At 73.5% G+C, this 15,323-nt stretch carries 17 protein-coding genes; 11 read left to right on the top strand and 6 right to left on the bottom strand.

Annotation, left to right across the window (positions count from 1 at the left end; translation table 11 throughout):
* On the top strand, window positions 1–1,410 hold a 1,410-nt coding region (locus tag AWQ68_RS26450; protein WP_169808995.1), incomplete at its 5' end, for a Kae1-like domain-containing protein.
* A gap of 19 nt (window positions 1,411–1,429) precedes the next feature.
* Here AWQ68_RS26450 and AWQ68_RS26455 read toward each other — a convergent pair.
* Window positions 1,430–1,957: a hypothetical protein gene (locus tag AWQ68_RS26455; RefSeq protein ID WP_066944813.1), complete on the bottom strand. Its 528-nt coding sequence runs from the start codon at window positions 1,955–1,957 to the stop codon at window positions 1,430–1,432.
* A 152-nt stretch (window positions 1,958–2,109) separates the two neighbouring features.
* Between AWQ68_RS26455 and AWQ68_RS26460 the strand changes: the two genes are divergently transcribed.
* Window positions 2,110–3,261, top strand: a complete 1,152-nt coding sequence (locus AWQ68_RS26460) for a sensor histidine kinase (RefSeq protein WP_245656101.1) — start codon at window positions 2,110–2,112, stop codon at window positions 3,259–3,261.
* On the top strand, window positions 3,258–3,875 hold the full coding sequence (locus AWQ68_RS26465) for a response regulator (protein ID WP_066944818.1): 618 nt from the start codon (window positions 3,258–3,260) through the stop codon (window positions 3,873–3,875). Before AWQ68_RS26460 ends, AWQ68_RS26465 begins: the two co-directional genes overlap by 4 nt.
* Here the strand turns inward: AWQ68_RS26465 and AWQ68_RS43710 are convergent.
* Window positions 3,857–4,243 (bottom strand): hypothetical protein, encoded by a 387-nt coding sequence (locus tag AWQ68_RS43710; protein ID WP_066944821.1) that lies wholly within the window; start codon window positions 4,241–4,243, stop codon window positions 3,857–3,859. The two genes, AWQ68_RS26465 and AWQ68_RS43710, sit on opposite strands and share 19 nt — an antisense overlap.
* Here AWQ68_RS43710 and AWQ68_RS43715 point away from each other — a divergent pair.
* Window positions 4,223–4,366, top strand: coding sequence for a hypothetical protein (locus AWQ68_RS43715; protein WP_169808993.1), 144 nt, complete (start codon window positions 4,223–4,225; stop codon window positions 4,364–4,366). The two genes, AWQ68_RS43710 and AWQ68_RS43715, sit on opposite strands and share 21 nt — an antisense overlap.
* Before the next feature lie 60 nt (window positions 4,367–4,426).
* The gene (locus AWQ68_RS26480) at window positions 4,427–5,740 is read left to right on the top strand and encodes a hypothetical protein (RefSeq protein ID WP_157545741.1); all 1,314 of its coding nucleotides are present in this window, start codon (window positions 4,427–4,429) and stop codon (window positions 5,738–5,740) included.
* A gap of 29 nt (window positions 5,741–5,769) precedes the next feature.
* Here the strand turns inward: AWQ68_RS26480 and AWQ68_RS26485 are convergent, their stop codons facing one another.
* The 3 genes from AWQ68_RS26485 to AWQ68_RS26495 all read right to left on the bottom strand — a co-directional run bounded on the left by AWQ68_RS26485 (window position 5,770) and on the right by AWQ68_RS26495 (window position 8,132).
* A complete protein-coding gene (locus AWQ68_RS26485; RefSeq protein WP_157545743.1) occupies window positions 5,770–6,240 on the bottom strand; it encodes a DUF3224 domain-containing protein in 471 nt (156 codons plus the stop codon).
* Between the two features lie 106 nt (window positions 6,241–6,346).
* Window positions 6,347–7,084, bottom strand: coding sequence for a class I SAM-dependent DNA methyltransferase (locus AWQ68_RS26490; RefSeq protein WP_066944827.1), 738 nt, complete (start codon window positions 7,082–7,084; stop codon window positions 6,347–6,349).
* Between the two features lie 103 nt (window positions 7,085–7,187).
* Complete coding sequence (locus tag AWQ68_RS26495) at window positions 7,188–8,132, bottom strand: alpha/beta fold hydrolase (RefSeq protein ID WP_245656102.1); 945 nt, start codon at window positions 8,130–8,132, stop codon at window positions 7,188–7,190.
* A gap of 85 nt (window positions 8,133–8,217) precedes the next feature.
* On the opposite strand from AWQ68_RS26495, the gene AWQ68_RS26500 reads away from it, so the two are divergent.
* Complete coding sequence (locus AWQ68_RS26500; protein ID WP_066944830.1) at window positions 8,218–8,775, top strand: CGNR zinc finger domain-containing protein; 558 nt, start codon at window positions 8,218–8,220, stop codon at window positions 8,773–8,775.
* A gap of 182 nt (window positions 8,776–8,957) precedes the next feature.
* Window positions 8,958–9,581 carry an ATP-binding protein gene (locus AWQ68_RS26505; RefSeq protein WP_066944833.1) on the top strand — a complete coding sequence of 208 codons (624 nt, stop codon included), beginning with the start codon at window positions 8,958–8,960 and terminating at the stop codon, window positions 9,579–9,581.
* 71 nt (window positions 9,582–9,652) lie between these two features.
* Here AWQ68_RS26505 and AWQ68_RS26510 read toward each other — a convergent pair whose 3' ends face one another.
* Window positions 9,653–10,603, bottom strand: a complete 951-nt coding sequence (locus AWQ68_RS26510) for a LysR family transcriptional regulator (RefSeq protein WP_066944836.1) — start codon at window positions 10,601–10,603, stop codon at window positions 9,653–9,655.
* Window positions 10,604–10,673: 70 nt separating this feature from the next.
* Between AWQ68_RS26510 and AWQ68_RS26515 the strand changes: the two genes are divergently transcribed.
* The 4 genes from AWQ68_RS26515 to AWQ68_RS26530 all read left to right on the top strand — a co-directional run bounded on the left by AWQ68_RS26515 (window position 10,674) and on the right by AWQ68_RS26530 (window position 15,265).
* Window positions 10,674–11,171, top strand: a complete 498-nt coding sequence (locus tag AWQ68_RS26515; RefSeq protein WP_066944839.1) for a GNAT family N-acetyltransferase — start codon at window positions 10,674–10,676, stop codon at window positions 11,169–11,171.
* Between the two features lie 496 nt (window positions 11,172–11,667).
* Window positions 11,668–12,174 carry a (2Fe-2S)-binding protein gene (locus AWQ68_RS26520; RefSeq protein ID WP_066945123.1) on the top strand — a complete coding sequence of 169 codons (507 nt, stop codon included), beginning with the start codon at window positions 11,668–11,670 and terminating at the stop codon, window positions 12,172–12,174.
* Window positions 12,171–13,157, top strand: a complete 987-nt coding sequence (locus tag AWQ68_RS26525; protein ID WP_066944842.1) for an FAD binding domain-containing protein — start codon at window positions 12,171–12,173, stop codon at window positions 13,155–13,157. Before AWQ68_RS26520 ends, AWQ68_RS26525 begins: the two co-directional genes overlap by 4 nt.
* Complete coding sequence (locus AWQ68_RS26530) at window positions 13,154–15,265, top strand: xanthine dehydrogenase family protein molybdopterin-binding subunit (protein WP_066944845.1); 2,112 nt, start codon at window positions 13,154–13,156, stop codon at window positions 15,263–15,265. Before AWQ68_RS26525 ends, AWQ68_RS26530 begins: the two co-directional genes overlap by 4 nt.
* Window positions 15,266–15,323 lie beyond the last annotated feature (58 nt).

The following is a 15,323-nucleotide window of genomic DNA, read 5'->3' on the forward strand; positions in this document are numbered from 1 at the left end:
GCGCCGGGTGAGGGCCGGCTGGGGGTGATGCTGCCCTACACGCCGGTGCATCACCTGCTGGCCGCGGAGCTGGCCCGGCCGTACGTGCTGACCAGCGGGAACGTGTCGGACGAGCCGATCGTGCACCGGGACGGGGAGGCGGTGGAGCGGCTGGGCGCGCTGGTGGAGGCGTTCCTGGTCCATGATCGGGAGATCTACGCGCGGGCGGAGGATTCGGTGGTCGTCGTGGCGGGCGGGCGGGAGATCCCGGTGCGGCGGTCGCGGGGGTACGCGCCGCTGCCGGTGCGGCTGGCGCGGCCGGCGCGGCGGGCGGTGCTGGCCTGCGGGGCGGAGCTGAAGAGCACGTTCTGCCTGGTCCGGGGTGAGCGGGCGTTCCTGTCGCCGCATGTGGGCGATCTGGAGAGCTATGAGACATTGCTGTCGTTCGTGGAGGGGATCGCGCATTTCCGGCGGTTGTTCGGGGTGGATCCGCGGGTGGTGGCCCACGACCCGCATCCGGAGTACCTGTCGAGCAAGTACGCGCTGGAGCTGGAGGGGGTGGACCTGGTCGCGGTCCAGCACCATCACGCGCATGTCGCGTCCTGCCTGGCGGAGGCGGGCGAGGTGGGGCCGGTGATCGGGGTGGCGTTCGACGGGACCGGGTTCGGCGGGGACGGCACGCTGTGGGGCGGTGAGGTGCTGGTCGCCGATCTGGAGGGGTTCACCCGGGTGGCGCATCTGGGGGCGGTGCCGATGCCGGGCGGCGCGGCGGCGGTGCGCCAGCCGTGGCGGATGGCGGCGGCGTACCTGGACGCGGCGTTCGGGGGGACGCCGCCGCGGGGGCTGGCCGTGCGGGAGCGGAACGCCGGCCTGTGGGATCGGGTGGTGGCGGTGGCCCGGTCGGGGGTGGGGTCGCCGCTCACGTCGAGCGCGGGGCGGTTGTTCGACGCGGTGGCGGCGATCGTCGGGGTGCGGGACGGTGTGACGTTCGAGGGGCAGGCGGCGGCCGGGCTGGAGGGGTGGGCCGACCCGGCCGAGGGGGGCGCGTACGCGGCCCGGGTCGAGGCGGGGCCCGCGCTGGTGATCCGGGGGGACGACCTGGTGCGCGCGGTGGTGGCCGACGTCCTGGACGGCGTGGACGGGTCGGTGGTGGCCGCGCGCTTTCACAACGGGCTGGCCGCGGCGGCCGTGGCGGCGTGCGCGCTGGTGCGGGAGGGCGCCGCGCCGGGCGGGGCCGGGAGCGGGCTGGGGACGGTGGCGTTGTCGGGGGGCGTCTTCCAGAACGGGCTGCTGCTGTCGCGCGTGGTGAGCGGTCTGGAGGAGCGCGGGTTCCGGGTGCTGACCCATCGCCGGGTGCCGCCGAACGACGGCGGGATCAGCCTGGGCCAGGCTGCGGTGGCGGCGGCCAGGGACGCGGCGGGCCCGCCGTAGCGGGCCGGGTTCGCGGTGTTCAGGCCTTCTTGGGCCAGAGGGTGTAGCTGATCGGCCACAGCAGGGCGATCAGCGGCACCTTGGCCACGCCGAGCATGAACTGCGTCAGCGCCTCGGTGCGCGGCGGGTCGCCGACCAGCCAGATCATGGCGAACAGCAGGGCGCAGGTGATGGCGTAGGCGGCGAGGATGCGTAGCCAGACGATCCATTCGTAGCGGGCGCGGGCCATGCCGCCGGCCGGTGGTTTGGCCGGCGTGGGGCCGCCGGCGAAGCGGTGGGAGACCCAGGCGTCGGCCCATCGCATGGTGCGGTGGCCGAACATGATGGAGAACCCGAGGTAGGCGGCGGCCAGGCCGTGCTGCCAGGTGGCGACCGCTCCCCCGCGCACGTCGATGACCGTGGCGGCGAGCAGGACGAGGTCCAGCAGGGGGACGGCCAGCAGCAGCGCCGCGCCGGTGCGGCGCATGCGCAGCGCGTAGCGCGCCAGGAGTCCGAGGCCCAGGAACACCCAGAAGCCGACTTCACATCCGATGATCACCGCGATCACTCGCTCACCACCTCCGTCATCCAGCGTGGTGCGGCGGGGAGGCGGTGGGCGTCGTCGCCGATGATGAACGTCGCTACACCCTTCGATGTACGGCGGTGCCGTACCGGAGAGGGAAGGGGCCGGTGGCGGGTCGTGGTGGGATGGGGGGCGTGATGACTCCCACCAGGCAGGATGCGGCGATGGCGGTGGCCGCCTTCGCCACAGGCCTGGTCCTGGTCGCCGGCGGGGCCTTCGTGCACCGGGGGCTTTCCGCGTCGTTGCTGCTGATCCCGCTGGCCGTGACGTGCGCGGGGGTGGCGCTGCGGCGGCGGGCGCCGGTCGCGGCGCTGGCGCTGGGGGGTGTCGCGCTGGCCGGTGACGTGCTGCTGGGCCCGTCGCTGGCGACCGTGCTGATCGTGACGGACAACATCTACGCCGGTGTGCTGTACGGGCCGCGCCGGCTCGGGCGGATCATGTTGTGGGTCACGTCGGTCGGGGCCGTCGTGGTGGGGGCGTGGGCGTGGCTGGCGATCCAGGACTGGCGGCTGCTGGCCGTCACAGGGATCCAGGCGGCGCTGGTGGGGGTCGTCCCGGTGACGACGGCGATCATCGTGCGCCAGCATCGGGACCAGGCGGCGGCCGAGCGGGCGCGGGCGGAGCAGGTGGCGCGGCTGGCGGAGCTGGACCGGCGGGCGGCCGTGTCGGCGGAGCGCGCCCGGATGGCGCGCGAGCTGCACGATCTGGTCGCCAACCATTTCAGCGCGATCGCCATCCAGGCGAGCGCGATGCTCTCCCGCGCCGACCTGGACGCGGCGACGTCGCGGCGGATCGTGGAGTCGATCCGGGAGAACAGCGTCCAGGGGATGGCGGAGATGCGGACGATGATCGGTTTCCTGCGGGAGGAGGGCGAGGAGATCGAGGAGGCCCGGCGGCCGCGGCTGTCGGACGTCGAGGTGTTGATCGAGCGGGCCGGGTTCCCGGTGGAGCTGGCCGTGGCCGGGATGCCGCGCGAGCTGCCGGCCGCCGTGGATCTGGCGGGGTACCGCATCGTGCAGGAGTCGCTCACGAACGTGCTCAAGCACGGGACGGGCGCGGGCGTTCGGGTGCTCGTCGGGTACCGGCCGGATCTGGTGGAGCTGACGGTGGCGAACGAGGTCGGGGCGCGTCCCAGCGGGCTGCCGGGCGCGGGCGCGGGCCTGGCGGGGATGCGCGAGCGGGCGACGCTGCTCGGCGGGAGTTTCGAGGCCGGGCCGTACGGGCGGGGCTGGCGGGTACGGGTGGAGCTGCCGGCGGCTCCGGCCGGGGCGAACGGGAGCGTGTCGTGATCCGGGTGCTGGTGGCCGACGACCACGCGGCGGTGCGGGCGGGGCTCGTCCTCATCCTGGAGGGGGCGCCCGACATGGAGGTGGTGGGCGAGGCGGGCGACGGGCGCTCGGCGGTGGAGATGGCGGTGCGGCTGCGGCCCGACGTCGTGCTGATGGACGTGCGGATGCCGCTGCTGGACGGGATCTCGGCCACGCGGGAGCTGGCCGGGGTGGCGGACGTGCTCATCCTGACGACGTTCGACGTCGACGAGTACGTGTTCGGCGCGTTGCGGGCGGGGGCGGCGGGGTTCCTGCTGAAGAACACCGACGCGGAGTCGCTGGTGGCGGCGGTGCGGCTGGTGGCCCGGGGCGAGGGGTTGATCTCGCCGTCGGTGACGCGCAAGCTGATCGCGGCGTTCTCCGGGGCTCCCCCGGCCGATCCCGCGGCGCTGGAGTCGCTGACGCCGCGCGAGCGTGAGGTGCTCGCCGGTCTGGGCCGGGGGCTGTCCAACGCGGAGATCGCGCGGTCGCTGGGCATCGCGGAGGCGACCGCGAAGACGCATGTGAGCCGGGTGCTGGCGAAGCTCGGGCTGCGCAGCAGGGCGCAGGCGGCGGTCTACTGGTCGGGGCTGTGATCCCCCGCCCCTGAGGGGTGGCCGGTGAGGGCGGCGACGAGCGCGGCGGCGGCCGGGCCGGCGATCCGGCCGTGCAGGAGCTCGGTGCGGTGGACCAGGCGCGGGGAGGTGGCCGGCACCGCGCGCACCCCGGGCGTGGGGCCGGTGGCGGCGGGCAGGACGGCCAGCCCGTGCCCGGCGGCGACGAGCGCGATGAGGCCGAGGGAGCTGTCGCCGGTGGCGACGGCGGCGACGACCTCCTGGCGTCCGGTCACCCGTACGGTGACGTCCAGGCGGGGGGTGGCGCGGCGGATCCGGGCGAGCGCGCGGGCGACGCGGCCGGTCATGGCGACGAGGGTGATGTGCGGGTGGCCGAGTTGCCGGGCCATCCGTTCTTCCTGTGCACGCTGTTCCAGCCGGAGCTGGGCGGGGACGAGGTGCGTCCGCACGCGGTGGTGCGGGCCTTCGCCGCGGCGGCGGCCGCGCACGCGGCGTCCCGGGACGGCGCCTGATCACCGCTCCGCATGACCTCCCGTGATTACGGACAGTAATCACGAGGTGGGAGGGGGACCGTGGGACGGCGGGTCATGACGCGGGTGGTGACGGCCTCGCTGCTGGCGGGCGGCTGCCATGCCGTCGTGCCGTCGCCGGTCTCCCCCGTGTCCCCTGTCTCGCCCATGTCGCCGGTGTCGCCGGTGTCGCCGGGGGCCTCGGCGGCCCCGCAGTCGACGCCGCGCCAGTTCGAGGCCAGAGGCAGGTTCACGGTGAACCGGGGCACGGTGAGCCGGTCCAGGGGCGGCTACCAGGCCGGCGCGGTCAACGAGTCGGCGATCCTGGTGTCCGGCCCCGGGCGGCTGGCGCTCACCGACCCCCAGGTCGACAAGACCGGGAGCTCCGCGTCGAACAGCGAGAGCGGTTTCTTCGGGGTGAACGCGGCGGTGCTGGCCCAGTCGGGCGGATCCGTCGCGATCTCGGGCGGGTCCGTGACGACGGACGGTGCGGGCGCGAGCGGCCTGTTCGCCTACGGGCAGACCTCCACGGTGTCGATGACGGGCGGCACGATCGAGACCTCCGCCGACTACTCCCACGGCGCGTCGGCGGCGGACCAGGGCAGGACGACCCTGGCCAGGGTGAAGGTCACGACCTCGGGCGTCCACTCCGCGGCGGTGCTCGCCGCGCGGGGCGGCGGCGAGGTGACGATGATCGGCGGGGAGCTTTCCACGTCCGGGTGTCTGTCCGCCGGGGCGTACAGCATGGGCTCGGTGACGTGCGTCGGGGCGCGCGTGGAGTCGGAGCACGCCGAAGGGCTGGTGGTCGACGGCGCGAGCTCGTTGTCGGCCAAGGACTGCGTGGTGCGGGGGGCGTACGGGGCCCGGATCTTCCGGCTGGGCGGCCGGAGGCAGGGGCCCGGCGTGCTGACCCTGGAGGGCGGCCGGCTGGTGGCGGAGAAGGGCGACACGTTCCAGGTGCGGGCCACGACCGGGCTGATCACGGTGCGGAGGGGGGTGCGGGTGCGCAACCGCGGGCGGCTGCTTCACGTCACGCGGGGCGCGCGGGCGGCCCTGACGGTGGACGGCAGCGCCCTTGAAGGCGACGTCGTGACGGACGGCACCAGCTCGGCGACGGTGGAACTGCGCGGGGGCGCGCGGCTGACGGGGCGGATCTCCCGGGCGGCGCTGGCGCTCGACGCCTCCAGCCGGTGGTCGGTGACCGAGGACTCCGTGGTCGGCGCGCTCACCGGCGCGCGGATCAGGGGCGGAGGCGTGGAGAACGTCGCCGGGAACGGGCACGTCGTGCGCTACGACCCCCGCCTGCCGGAGAACCGCGGTCTGGGGGGCAGGTCCTACGCGCTGGCGAAGGGCGGACACCTGCTCCCCGGCCGCTGAGCGCCGCCCGCCGCGGTCGCGCGCCGGGTTCAGCCGATCTCGTAGTCCAGCACGAAGGAGTGCCCGCCGTCCTCGACGATGATCCTGCCCTCGCCGAGCAGGCCGGCGAGCTCGCCGGTGCCGGAGGTGGGGACGATCAGCCAGCGCAGCCACTGCTCGCCGTTCTCGACGCCGGCGCTGTGCTGCAGGACGAAGGTGCCGGTGCGGCCGCCGAGGCTGCCCTGGACATGCTCGATCCCGGTGTAGGCGGCGGGGCCCGCGTTGGTGGCGACGGTGAGGATCTCGGTGGTGCTGGTCGCCCGGAGGTCGCCCTGGAATTCCTTGGTGATGCGCACCCGGGTGATGGTCGCGCCCTCCCGCTGGTCGGTGGCCATCTCGGTCCAGTCGGTGATCTCGAACGTTCCGGTCGCGCGCATGGTCATCGTGGTCGTCTCGCTCATGTCGTGGGTTGGGTCGGGCCGGGCGCCGGAGGCGGCGCCGGCCTGGTGGCGAGTATTCACGCCGTACCTGTCAGCCCGCGTCAGGTACGCCCCCGGCGTTCGTACGCGGTGTTCGTGCACGGTGTTCGTGCACGGTGTTCGTGCACGGTGTTCGTACGCCGCTGGATCAGGCGGGCTTCTCCCAGACGGAGACGTGGCTGGTGCTGTCGGCGGTGAAGGGGGCGCGATCCCATCCGCCCCAGCGCTCGCGTAGCCGCATCCCGGCCAGCCGGGCCATGAGGTCGAGTTCCGCCGGCCAGACGTAGCGGAACGGGATCGACCGGTACTCGCCGCGGCCGTCGACGACCTCGACATAGTTGGAACTCATCGCCTGGGTGGCGACGTCGTACACGTCGATCGCCCACAGCTCCGGGCCGGTGCGCCAGGGCACGGCGTTCTGGCCGGGCGGGAGCCTGCGCAGGTCGGGAACCATGACCTCGATGACGAATCGGCCGCCGGGGGCGAGGTGGTCGGCGACATTGCGGAAACAGTCCACCTGCGCGTCCTGGGCGGTCAAATTCATGATCGTGTTGAAGGCCAGGTAGGCGAGCGAGAACGCGCCGTCCGCCTTCGCGGTCGCGAAGTCGCCGATCGTCACGCCGATCGCGTCGCCGCCCGGCTTGGCGCGGAGCCGGGACACCATCGCGCGTGACAGGTCGATGCCGTGGACGGGGACGCCGCGGCGCGACAGCGGCAGCGCGACGCGCCCGGTGCCGATGCCCAGTTCCAGTGCCCGGCCGTCGCCGGCGAGCTCGGCCAGAACCTCGACCGCCGGGTCCACGGCAGCGGGCTGGAACATGTCGGCCGACGCCTCGTCGTAGGTCGCCGCGACGCTCTCTCCGAAGTAGCCGTCAGGATCGTCCATGACGCAGACCGTAATCACGCGAGTCCTCGCGAAGCCATCCGTTTTCCGCCGGGCCGGTCGGCGGCCCCACGGTGATGTCCGGGGGCGTCGATGAGGGGCGTCGTCATCTCGGGAGTGAGGCTTTTCCTCCGATCTCGTCACCGTGGTACCGCAGGGGCGGGCGCGGCGACGCCTCTCCGGTTCCAGGTGCGGTCGAGGAAGCCGGCGATGAGCGGGGCGATCTGCGGCAGGTGGTCTTCGAGGGCGAAGTGGCCGGTGCCGAACAGGTGAGTTCGGCGTCGGGCAGGTCGCGGAGGTAGGCGTGCGCGCCGGCGGCGGGGAAGAACGGGTCGTTGGCGCCCCAGGTGATGAGAGTGGGCGGGGTGTGCTCGCGGAGCCAGGCCTGCCAGCGGTCGTAGCGCTCGAGGTTGGAGTGGTAGTCGAACGCGAGCGCGACCTGGGCCTCCTTGCGTCCGGGCAGGTCCAGGAAGTGCTGGTCGAGCGTCCAGCCTTCGGGGGCGATCCGCTCGGGGACGGCGCCGGTCTCGTACTGGCCTCGCGTGCCGGGCAGGGTCAGCAGGTCGCGGACGGTGTTCTCGGCGCCGGGGGTCTCGGGGCGCAGGGCGATGAAGTCGCGAGCGGAGTCCGACAGCCCCTCCTCGTAGGCGTTGCCGTTCTGGACGACCAGGCCGGCGATCCACTCGGGGTGGCGTTCGGCCAGCCGGAACCCGACCGGGGCGCCGAAGTCGAAGACGTACATCACGAAGCGGGTCAGGCCGAGGCGTCGGACGAAGCCCTCGGTGATGTCGGCGAGTCGGTCGAAGGAGTAGGTGAAGTCGGCCGGTGTCTCGGTGTGGCCGAAGCCGGGGTAGTCGGGGGCGACCAGCCGGTAGCGGGAGCCGAGCGCGTCGATGAGCCGGCGGAACTGGTGGGAGGCGGACGGGAAGCCGTGCAGCAGGAGCAGCACGGGCGCATGGTCGCGTTCGGGCAGCGACTCGCGGTAGAAGACGCGGACGCCGTCGACGTCCAGGTGGCGGTGGACGGTGCGGGCGACGAGGGGGAACGCCATGCCTAATGCCTTTCGAGTGCGAAGATGCGTTAGTTATAGCGATCTCTCTTCTAATGTGTCAACGTGCCGATGTAGCATTAGATCCGTGAGTGACGTCGTCCCCTTGACCGGCGAGCCCCTGGCGTTGGACCTGGTCAACACCCGCGCGGCCGCCGGCGATCTGATCGCCACCCCCGACGCGCTGCGCGTCTGGCTCGAACTGCAGGCCGGACGGCTGCCGGACGCCCGCGCCGCCGGGTTCACCGCCGCCGACCTGGCCGCCGTGCACGCGGTACGCGACCACACCGCCCGCGCGCTCGATCGCGTCCGGCACGGACGAGCGCCCTCCGCCGCCGACCTGGCGGCGCTCAACGACGCGCAGCGCGCGGCGCCCGCGATCAGCGAGCTGTCCTGGGAGGAGTCGGCGATCGTGACGCGCCGGCGCCGGTCGGGGCCGGTCGGGGCGCGGCTCGCGGCGGCGCTGGCCGAGGCCGCCGCCGACCTGCTGGCCGACCCCGGCGTCTCCAAGGTCCGCCAGTGCGAGGCCCACGACTGCGTGATGCTGTTCCTGCCCGCGCATCCCCGGCGGCGCTGGTGTTCGGCCTCCCGATGCGGCAACCGCGCCCGCGTCGCCCGCCACTATCACCGCGGCAAGACCCTCTGACAGCGCGCGCGGCGACATGGGCCGAGTGAGGTTTTTCCTCCGATCTTGTCAACGTGGTATCGCCGGGGCGGCCGCTGCCACATGATCGGTGTCATGCGTCTTGCGCGACTGCTCCCCCGGCCCGTCCCAGAGCCGATGCCGCCGGCCCCCGCCCGTCGGCCGGTCCGCGGAATGTCCCGCGCATGCTGACCTCTCCGTTCCCGGCGCGCGGTGACGCGCGGGCGGCCGACCGGGTGTTCGGGGCGACCGCCGCCACGCCCCGCCGGGCGCGGGCCTTCGTCCGCGCGCAGCTCGCCGGGTGGGGGCTGCCGGAGCTGACCGACACGGTCGAGCTGCTCACGTCCGAGCTGGTGACCAACGCCGTCCGGGCGACGGAGGCGGTGGTCGGCCTGCCGGTGGCCTCCTCGGTGTTCCCGGTGGCCCTGCGGATGGTCGCGCTGCGGCTGGCGCTGTCGGCCGACAGCCTCGTGATCGAGGTGTGGGACGTCAGCGCCCAGGCGACGGCCACGCAGCGGGCCGATCCCCCGGACGAGCTGCGGGAGGGCGGGCGCGGGCTGACGCTGGTCGGCGCGCTGTCAACGGCGTGGGGGCAGCGGACCGCGCGCGACCGCGGCAAGATCGTGTGGTGCGAGGTCGCCGTCCCCGCGAGCCCGGCCTCCTCCCCCGTTCCCGCCGCGCCGCTCGTACGGCGGCCGGGTGCGGCGCTCCCGCGGCGCCTGCGGCACGCGGGCGTGGCCGAGCGCGCCGACGGCCCGGACGCGCGAACGCTCCGGGGCGTTCTGGAGGGGCTGCGCCGGCTCGACTGATCGGACGCTCGCCGAAGCACTCGAAACCGAGGTCGGCGCCTACCTCGCCGCCCGCGACCTGTCCGGGGGGCTCACGGACAGGCTCGGGGTGGTCGCTGGCGGTGGCGAGCTCGGACATTCGTTGGATCCGCGGACACGGGATCAGCGCCGACGATGTTCTGGAACTCACGAACAAGCGGCCTGTCGTCGCCCACGCGGGTGGCGAGTTGGACGGTGCTGCGCGCGTTCGTGTCAGCGAGTTCAGCGGTCACAGTGCCTTCGGGCAACGGTCGCGTTGCGCCGCGTGGGGCCACGGTGACGCCGATCCCGGCGGCGACGAGGTGGAGGATGGTGTTCCATTCCGATCCCTCGAAGACGATCTGAGGGTCGAGGAACGCCTCGCGGAAGGGCTGGAGATTCCGTGCATGGGCGCGAGGTCCGGCGCTCGGAGGGAACAGCACGAGCGGCGATGAAACCAGTTGCGCGGCGGTGACCGTGCCGCTCGCCGCCAACGGATGGGTCGACGGCATCACGGCCAGGAACTCTTCATCCAAGAGCGGGGTCAGGGTGATGGCATCCCGTTCGTCGGCGTCTCGAACGATTCCGACGTCGGCGGTGCCACGCTCCAATCGGTCCAGTGTGGTGCTGGTGAACCCTTCATGGAGCCGCACCTGAACCTCCGGCCGATCCTGCGTGAAGGTGCGCAGCGCGGAGCTCAACGCGCCGGCGGCTGAGGAGATGAAGGCGACGTCGAGCCGCCCGGCCTCGCCTCGCGCGACGCGCGCGGCCTCGGTCACGTCGGCGGACAGCCGGTCAAGGAGGTCGCGGGCGCGCGGTAGGAACGTCTCGCCCGCGGCGGTGAGGCGCACGGATCGGGACGTGCGTTCGAAGAGCGTCGCGCCGATCAGTCTCTCAAGCTGGCGGATCTGCTGCGAGAGCGCCGGCTGAGCGATGCGCAGGCGCTGCGCGGCACGACCGAAGTGGAGCTCGCCGGCGACGGCGACGAAGTAGCGCAGATGCCGGAACTCGACCGGGCTATCCATAGCTTCAGCTTATCGATTTCCGCCATTACAGGTATTGGAGTTCTTGATGCGTGCGCTCCACACTTGAACCATGCCTCCCTTGATCAGCGCAGAACCCCGCATCGAGTCTCTGGCATCCGAAGCCGATGCCGAGGCGTTCCGGCGGATCAACGAGGAGTGGATCAGCCGGCTCTTCACTCTCACCGACGACGATCGCAAGGTGCTGAAGGATCCCTTCGGGCAGATCGTCGCCCCGGGCGGCGATGTCCTCGTGGCCCGCATCGGGGGCGGAGTGGTTGTGGGATGCGTCGCGCTCGTCCCCTACCCGAACGAGGTCGTCGAACTGGCCAAGATGGGTGTGACCCCGCAGGCACAAGGGCAGGGCGTCGGGCGGAAGCTCGTTGCGGCAGCGGTGGCCCGGGCAACTGAGCTGGGCGCCCGGCGCGTCTTCCTCGGCACCAACTCACGACTCGCTCCGGCGATCCACCTGTACGAGGGGGCCGGATTCACCCGCATCACCCGCGAGCAACTGCCCGTGGCGGATTACTACGCGCGTGCCGACATCCTGATGGAGCTGCCCCTCCGGTGACTCCGCCGACAACTCTCTCGGATGGATGCGATTCGCCGCCTCCGGCGGGCTATTGCGATGAGCAGATCGGTCATCTCCCGGACAGGGAAGCTCGCCCTGGCCTCGATTCGCGATTGGCGCCGTCAACGAGGTCTGTCGGGTGTAGCTCGCGGGTGCCCGCCACGACGAGGAGACGCGGGACGCGCATCATGGCGTTGCGACCGAGCCCGAAGAGGTCCTCGCCCGTGAACTCGGCCTCCAGCCTGGGCGTACGCCCCCAGCCGGACGTCGACTTCAGCCCGCTACGCGGCAACGCGTTGAGGGAGCGGCACCACAAGACGGCGGGGCGTCGGGAATAGGCAAGGCGCCGCCAAGGGCGTGCAGGGCCAGGCCACGATCAGCGGCCCGGACGTTAGTCGCGCGCCGGGTGGGCACGGTGGGCCTTCGGGAGCCGCTCCGAGGCCGGGCCGTCGTGGCCGCCGCCGGGAGCGGAGGTGAGGCCCGCCGGGAGGCGACCATGGACGCTCGGATCACATTGCGGGTGGACGGCCGGGTCAGGCCGGTCGCGCTCGACACCCGCACCACGCTGCTCGACGCGCTGCGCGACCACCTGTCGGTCACCTCGCCCAAGAAGGGCTGCGACCACGGCCAGTGCGGCGCGTGCACGGTGCTGCTGGACGGGCGGCGGGTGGTGAGCTGCCTCATCCTCGCGGTGGCCTGCGACGGGGCCGAGGTGACCACCGCGCAGGGGCTGGCGGAGGAGGGTGAGCCGCACCCGGTGCAGCGGGCCTTCCTGGAGGAGGACGCCTTCCAGTGCGGCTTCTGCACGCCCGGGCAGGTCTGCTCGGCGGTCGGCATGCTGGAGGAGGTCAAGGCCGGGCATCCGAGCGACGCCACCGACGACCTGACCGGTCCGGTCACGCTGGACGACGAGGAGATCCGGGAGCGGCTGAGCGGCAACCTGTGCCGGTGCGGCGCCTACGTCAACATCGTCGCGGCCCTGCGCGAGGAGGCCGAGTCGTGACCCCCTTCGAGTACCTGCGTGCCGAGGATCCGGCCGAGGCGGTGGCCGCCGTGGCGGGGCGGCCCGGCGCGGCCTTCCTGGGCGGCGGTACCAACCTGGTGGACCACATGAAGCTGGGCGTGGCCGGGCCCGACCTGCTGGTGGACGTGTCGCGGCTGCCGCTGGACCGGGTCGAGGAGACCGCGGACGGCCTGCGGATCGGCGCCGCCGTACGCAACAGCGACCTGGCCGCGCATCCGCTGGTCCGTGAGCGCTACCCGGTGCTGGCGCGGGCGCTGCTGTCGGGCGCCTCCGGGCAGTTGCGCAACGTGGCGACGACGGCGGGCAACCTGCTGCAGCGCACCCGCTGCCCCTATTTCCAGGACGTCACCACGCCGTGCAACAAGCGCGTGCCGGGGTCGGGATGCTCGGCGATCGGCGGGTACACGCGCTACCACGCGATCTTGGGGGCGTCGGAGCACTGCGTGGCGACGCACCCGTCGGACATGGCGGTGGCGATGGTGGCGCTGGACGCCGTCGTGGTCGTGCTCGGGCCGGGAGGCGCGCGCACGCTGCCGCTGGCCGAGCTGTATCGGCTGCCCGGGGACGCGCCGGAGCGGGACACGGTGCTGGAGCACGGCGATCTGATCACCGCCGTCGAGCTGCCGCATCTGCCGTTCGCGCGGCGCTCGGCGTACCGGAAGGTGCGCGACCGGGCGTCCTTCAGCTTCGCGCTGGTGTCGGTCGCGGCCGCGCTCGACCTGGACGGCGGCCGGGTGCGGGACGTACGGCTGGCGCTCGGCGGCGTGGCGCACAGGCCGTGGCGGGCGGCGCGGGCCGAGGAGGAGCTGCGCGGCGGCCCCGCCACGGAGGACGCCTTCCGCCGGGCGGCCGAGGCCGAGCTGATCGCGGCGCGGCCGCTGCCGGGCAACGCGTTCAAGGTGGCGATGACGCGCAACGCGGTCGTGGCGACGCTGCGGGCGCTGGCCGAGGAGGGGCGATGACGACCTGGCGAGGGGCCGTGGGCGTGCCCGCGGCCCGGGTGGAGGGGCCGGCCAAGGTGAGCGGCCGGGCCGGCTACGCCTACGACCGGCCGGTGGCCGACCCCGCGTACGCGTTCCCGGTGCAGGCGACGATCGCGCGCGGCCGGGTGGTGTCGATCGACTCGGCGGCGGCGGCCGCGGTGGAGGGCGTGCTGGCGGTGGTGACCCACCGCGACGCCGCGCGCCTGGCCGACACCGAGGACGCCGAGCTGGCGGTCCTGCAGTCGGACGCCGTCGGCTTCCGGGGGCAGTTCGTCGGAGTGGTGATCGCCGAGACGCCGCAGGCGGCGCGGCATGCGGCCGGTCTGGTGCGGGTGGAGTACGAACAGCGGCCGCACGACACCGAGCTGCGGGCCGACCGGCCCGGCCTGTACGCGCCGGAGCAGGTCAACGGGGGGTTCGTCACCGACACCGACGAGGGCGACGTCGATACGGCCCTGGAGGCGGCGGCGGTGAGCGTCGACCGGGTCTACACGACGCCGATGGAGTTCAACAACCCGATGGAGCCGCACTCGAGCGTGGCGGTGTGGGATCCGGGCGAGTGGGATGCGGGCGGCGGGTTCGCCGAGGACGCGCGGCTGACGCTGTTCGACTCGACGCAGGGGCCGCATGTGGTGCGCTCGACGCTGGCGCGGGTCTTCGGCCTGCCGCCGGAACGGGTGCGGGTGATCTCTCCGTACGTGGGCGGCGGGTTCGGGTCCAAGGGGATGCCGCACGCGCACAACGTGCTCGCGGTGGTGGCGGCGCGGGCGGTGCCGGGGCGGCCGGTCAAGCTGGCCCTGACCCGGCAGCAGATGTTCGCGCTGGCGGGCCATCGCACGCCGACGATCCAGCGGGTACGGCTGGGCGCCGGTGAGGACGGCCGGCTGACGGCGGTGGCGCACGAGGTGGTGGAGCACACCTCGGCGATCAAGGAGTTCGCGGAGCAGACGGCCGTCGGGGCGCGGATGATGTACGCGGCGCCGAACCGGCGGACCTCGCACCGGCTGGCCGTGCTGGACGTGCCGGTGCCGTCGTGGATGCGGGCACCGGGCGAGGCGCCGGGGTTCTTCGCCCTGGAGGTGGCGATGGACGAGCTCGCGCAGGCGTGCGGGCTGGATCCGATCGAGCTGCGGGCGCGCAACGATCCGGAGGTGGACCCGGAGTCCGGCCGGCCGTGGTCGGGGCGCCATCTGGTGCGGTGCCTGCGCGAGGGCGCGGTCCGTTTCGGGTGGGCGGAGCGCACGGCGCCCGGCACCCGCCTGGTCGGGCGCGAACTGGTGGGTCTGGGGGTGGCCGCCTCGACCTACCCGTACTACCGGTTCCCGGGGTCGCGGGCGGTGGTCGCGTACGAGGGGGGCGGGCGTTACACGGTGCGGATCGGCGCGGCCGACATCGGCACCGGCGCCTGGACTGCGCTGACGCAGATCGCGGCCGACGCGCTGGGCTGCCCCCTCCGCGCGGTGCGGGTGGAGATCGGGGACAGCGACCTTCCGGCGGCGACGGTGGCCGGCGGCTCGTCGGGGACGACGAGCTGGGGGTCGGCGGTCGTCGCGGCGTGCCGGGCGTTCCGCCACGTGTACGGGGAGCAGCCGCCGGCGGGCGCGGAGGCCGGCGCGGACATGCCGGACGATCCGGACGTCGAGCGCTTCGCGATGCACTCCTTCGGGGCGCAGTTCGCGGAGGTCCGGGTGGACGCGGACACGGGCGAGGTCCGGGTGTCGCGGATGCTGGGGGTGTTCTCGGTGGGCCGGGTGGTCAACCCGCGGACGGCGCGGTCGCAGTTCATCGGCGGTATGACGATGGGGTTGTCGATGGCGCTGCATGAGCGGGGCGTGCTCGACCACCGCACCGGCCATGTGATCAACCACGATTTCGCGGAGTATCACATCGCCACCCACGCCGACGTGGTGGACGTCGACGCCGTCTGGCTGGATGAGGAGGACGTCCACACCGGGCCGCTGGGGGCCAGGGGCATCGGCGAGATCGGCATCGTGGGCGCTCCGGCGGCGATCGCCAACGCGGTGCACAACGCGACCGGTGTGCGGGTGCGGGACCTGCCGATCACACCCGACGTGCTGCTGCGCTGAGGCCGCCGGGCCTGCGCGCCCAACGGGCCGCGCATCCGCCGGCGGGCAGCGGGCGACG

This window comes from Microtetraspora fusca (assembly GCF_001570365.1).
Lineage (GTDB): Bacteria > Actinomycetota > Actinomycetes > Streptosporangiales > Streptosporangiaceae > Microtetraspora > Microtetraspora fusca.

Bases quoted from the DNA above. Each gene is read 5' to 3' on its own strand.
- AWQ68_RS26510 (WP_066944836.1), bottom strand. From the start codon at position 10,603: ATGGATAGCCCGGTCGAGTTCCGGCATCTGCGCTACTTCGTCGCCGTC.
- AWQ68_RS26495 (WP_245656102.1), bottom strand. From the start codon at position 8,132: ATGGCGTTCCCCCTCGTCGCCCGCACCGTCCACCGCCACCTGGACGTC.
- AWQ68_RS26505 (WP_066944833.1), top strand. From the start codon at position 8,958: ATGCTGACCTCTCCGTTCCCGGCGCGCGGTGACGCGCGGGCGGCCGAC.
- AWQ68_RS26520 (WP_066945123.1), top strand. From the start codon at position 11,668: ATGGACGCTCGGATCACATTGCGGGTGGACGGCCGGGTCAGGCCGGTC.
- AWQ68_RS26530 (WP_066944845.1), top strand. From the start codon at position 13,154: ATGACGACCTGGCGAGGGGCCGTGGGCGTGCCCGCGGCCCGGGTGGAG.
- AWQ68_RS26515 (WP_066944839.1), top strand. From the start codon at position 10,674: ATGCCTCCCTTGATCAGCGCAGAACCCCGCATCGAGTCTCTGGCATCC.
- AWQ68_RS43710 (WP_066944821.1), bottom strand. From the start codon at position 4,243: ATGGCCCGGCAACTCGGCCACCCGCACATCACCCTCGTCGCCATGACC.
- AWQ68_RS26460 (WP_245656101.1), top strand. From the start codon at position 2,110: ATGACTCCCACCAGGCAGGATGCGGCGATGGCGGTGGCCGCCTTCGCC.
- AWQ68_RS26490 (WP_066944827.1), bottom strand. From the start codon at position 7,084: ATGGACGATCCTGACGGCTACTTCGGAGAGAGCGTCGCGGCGACCTAC.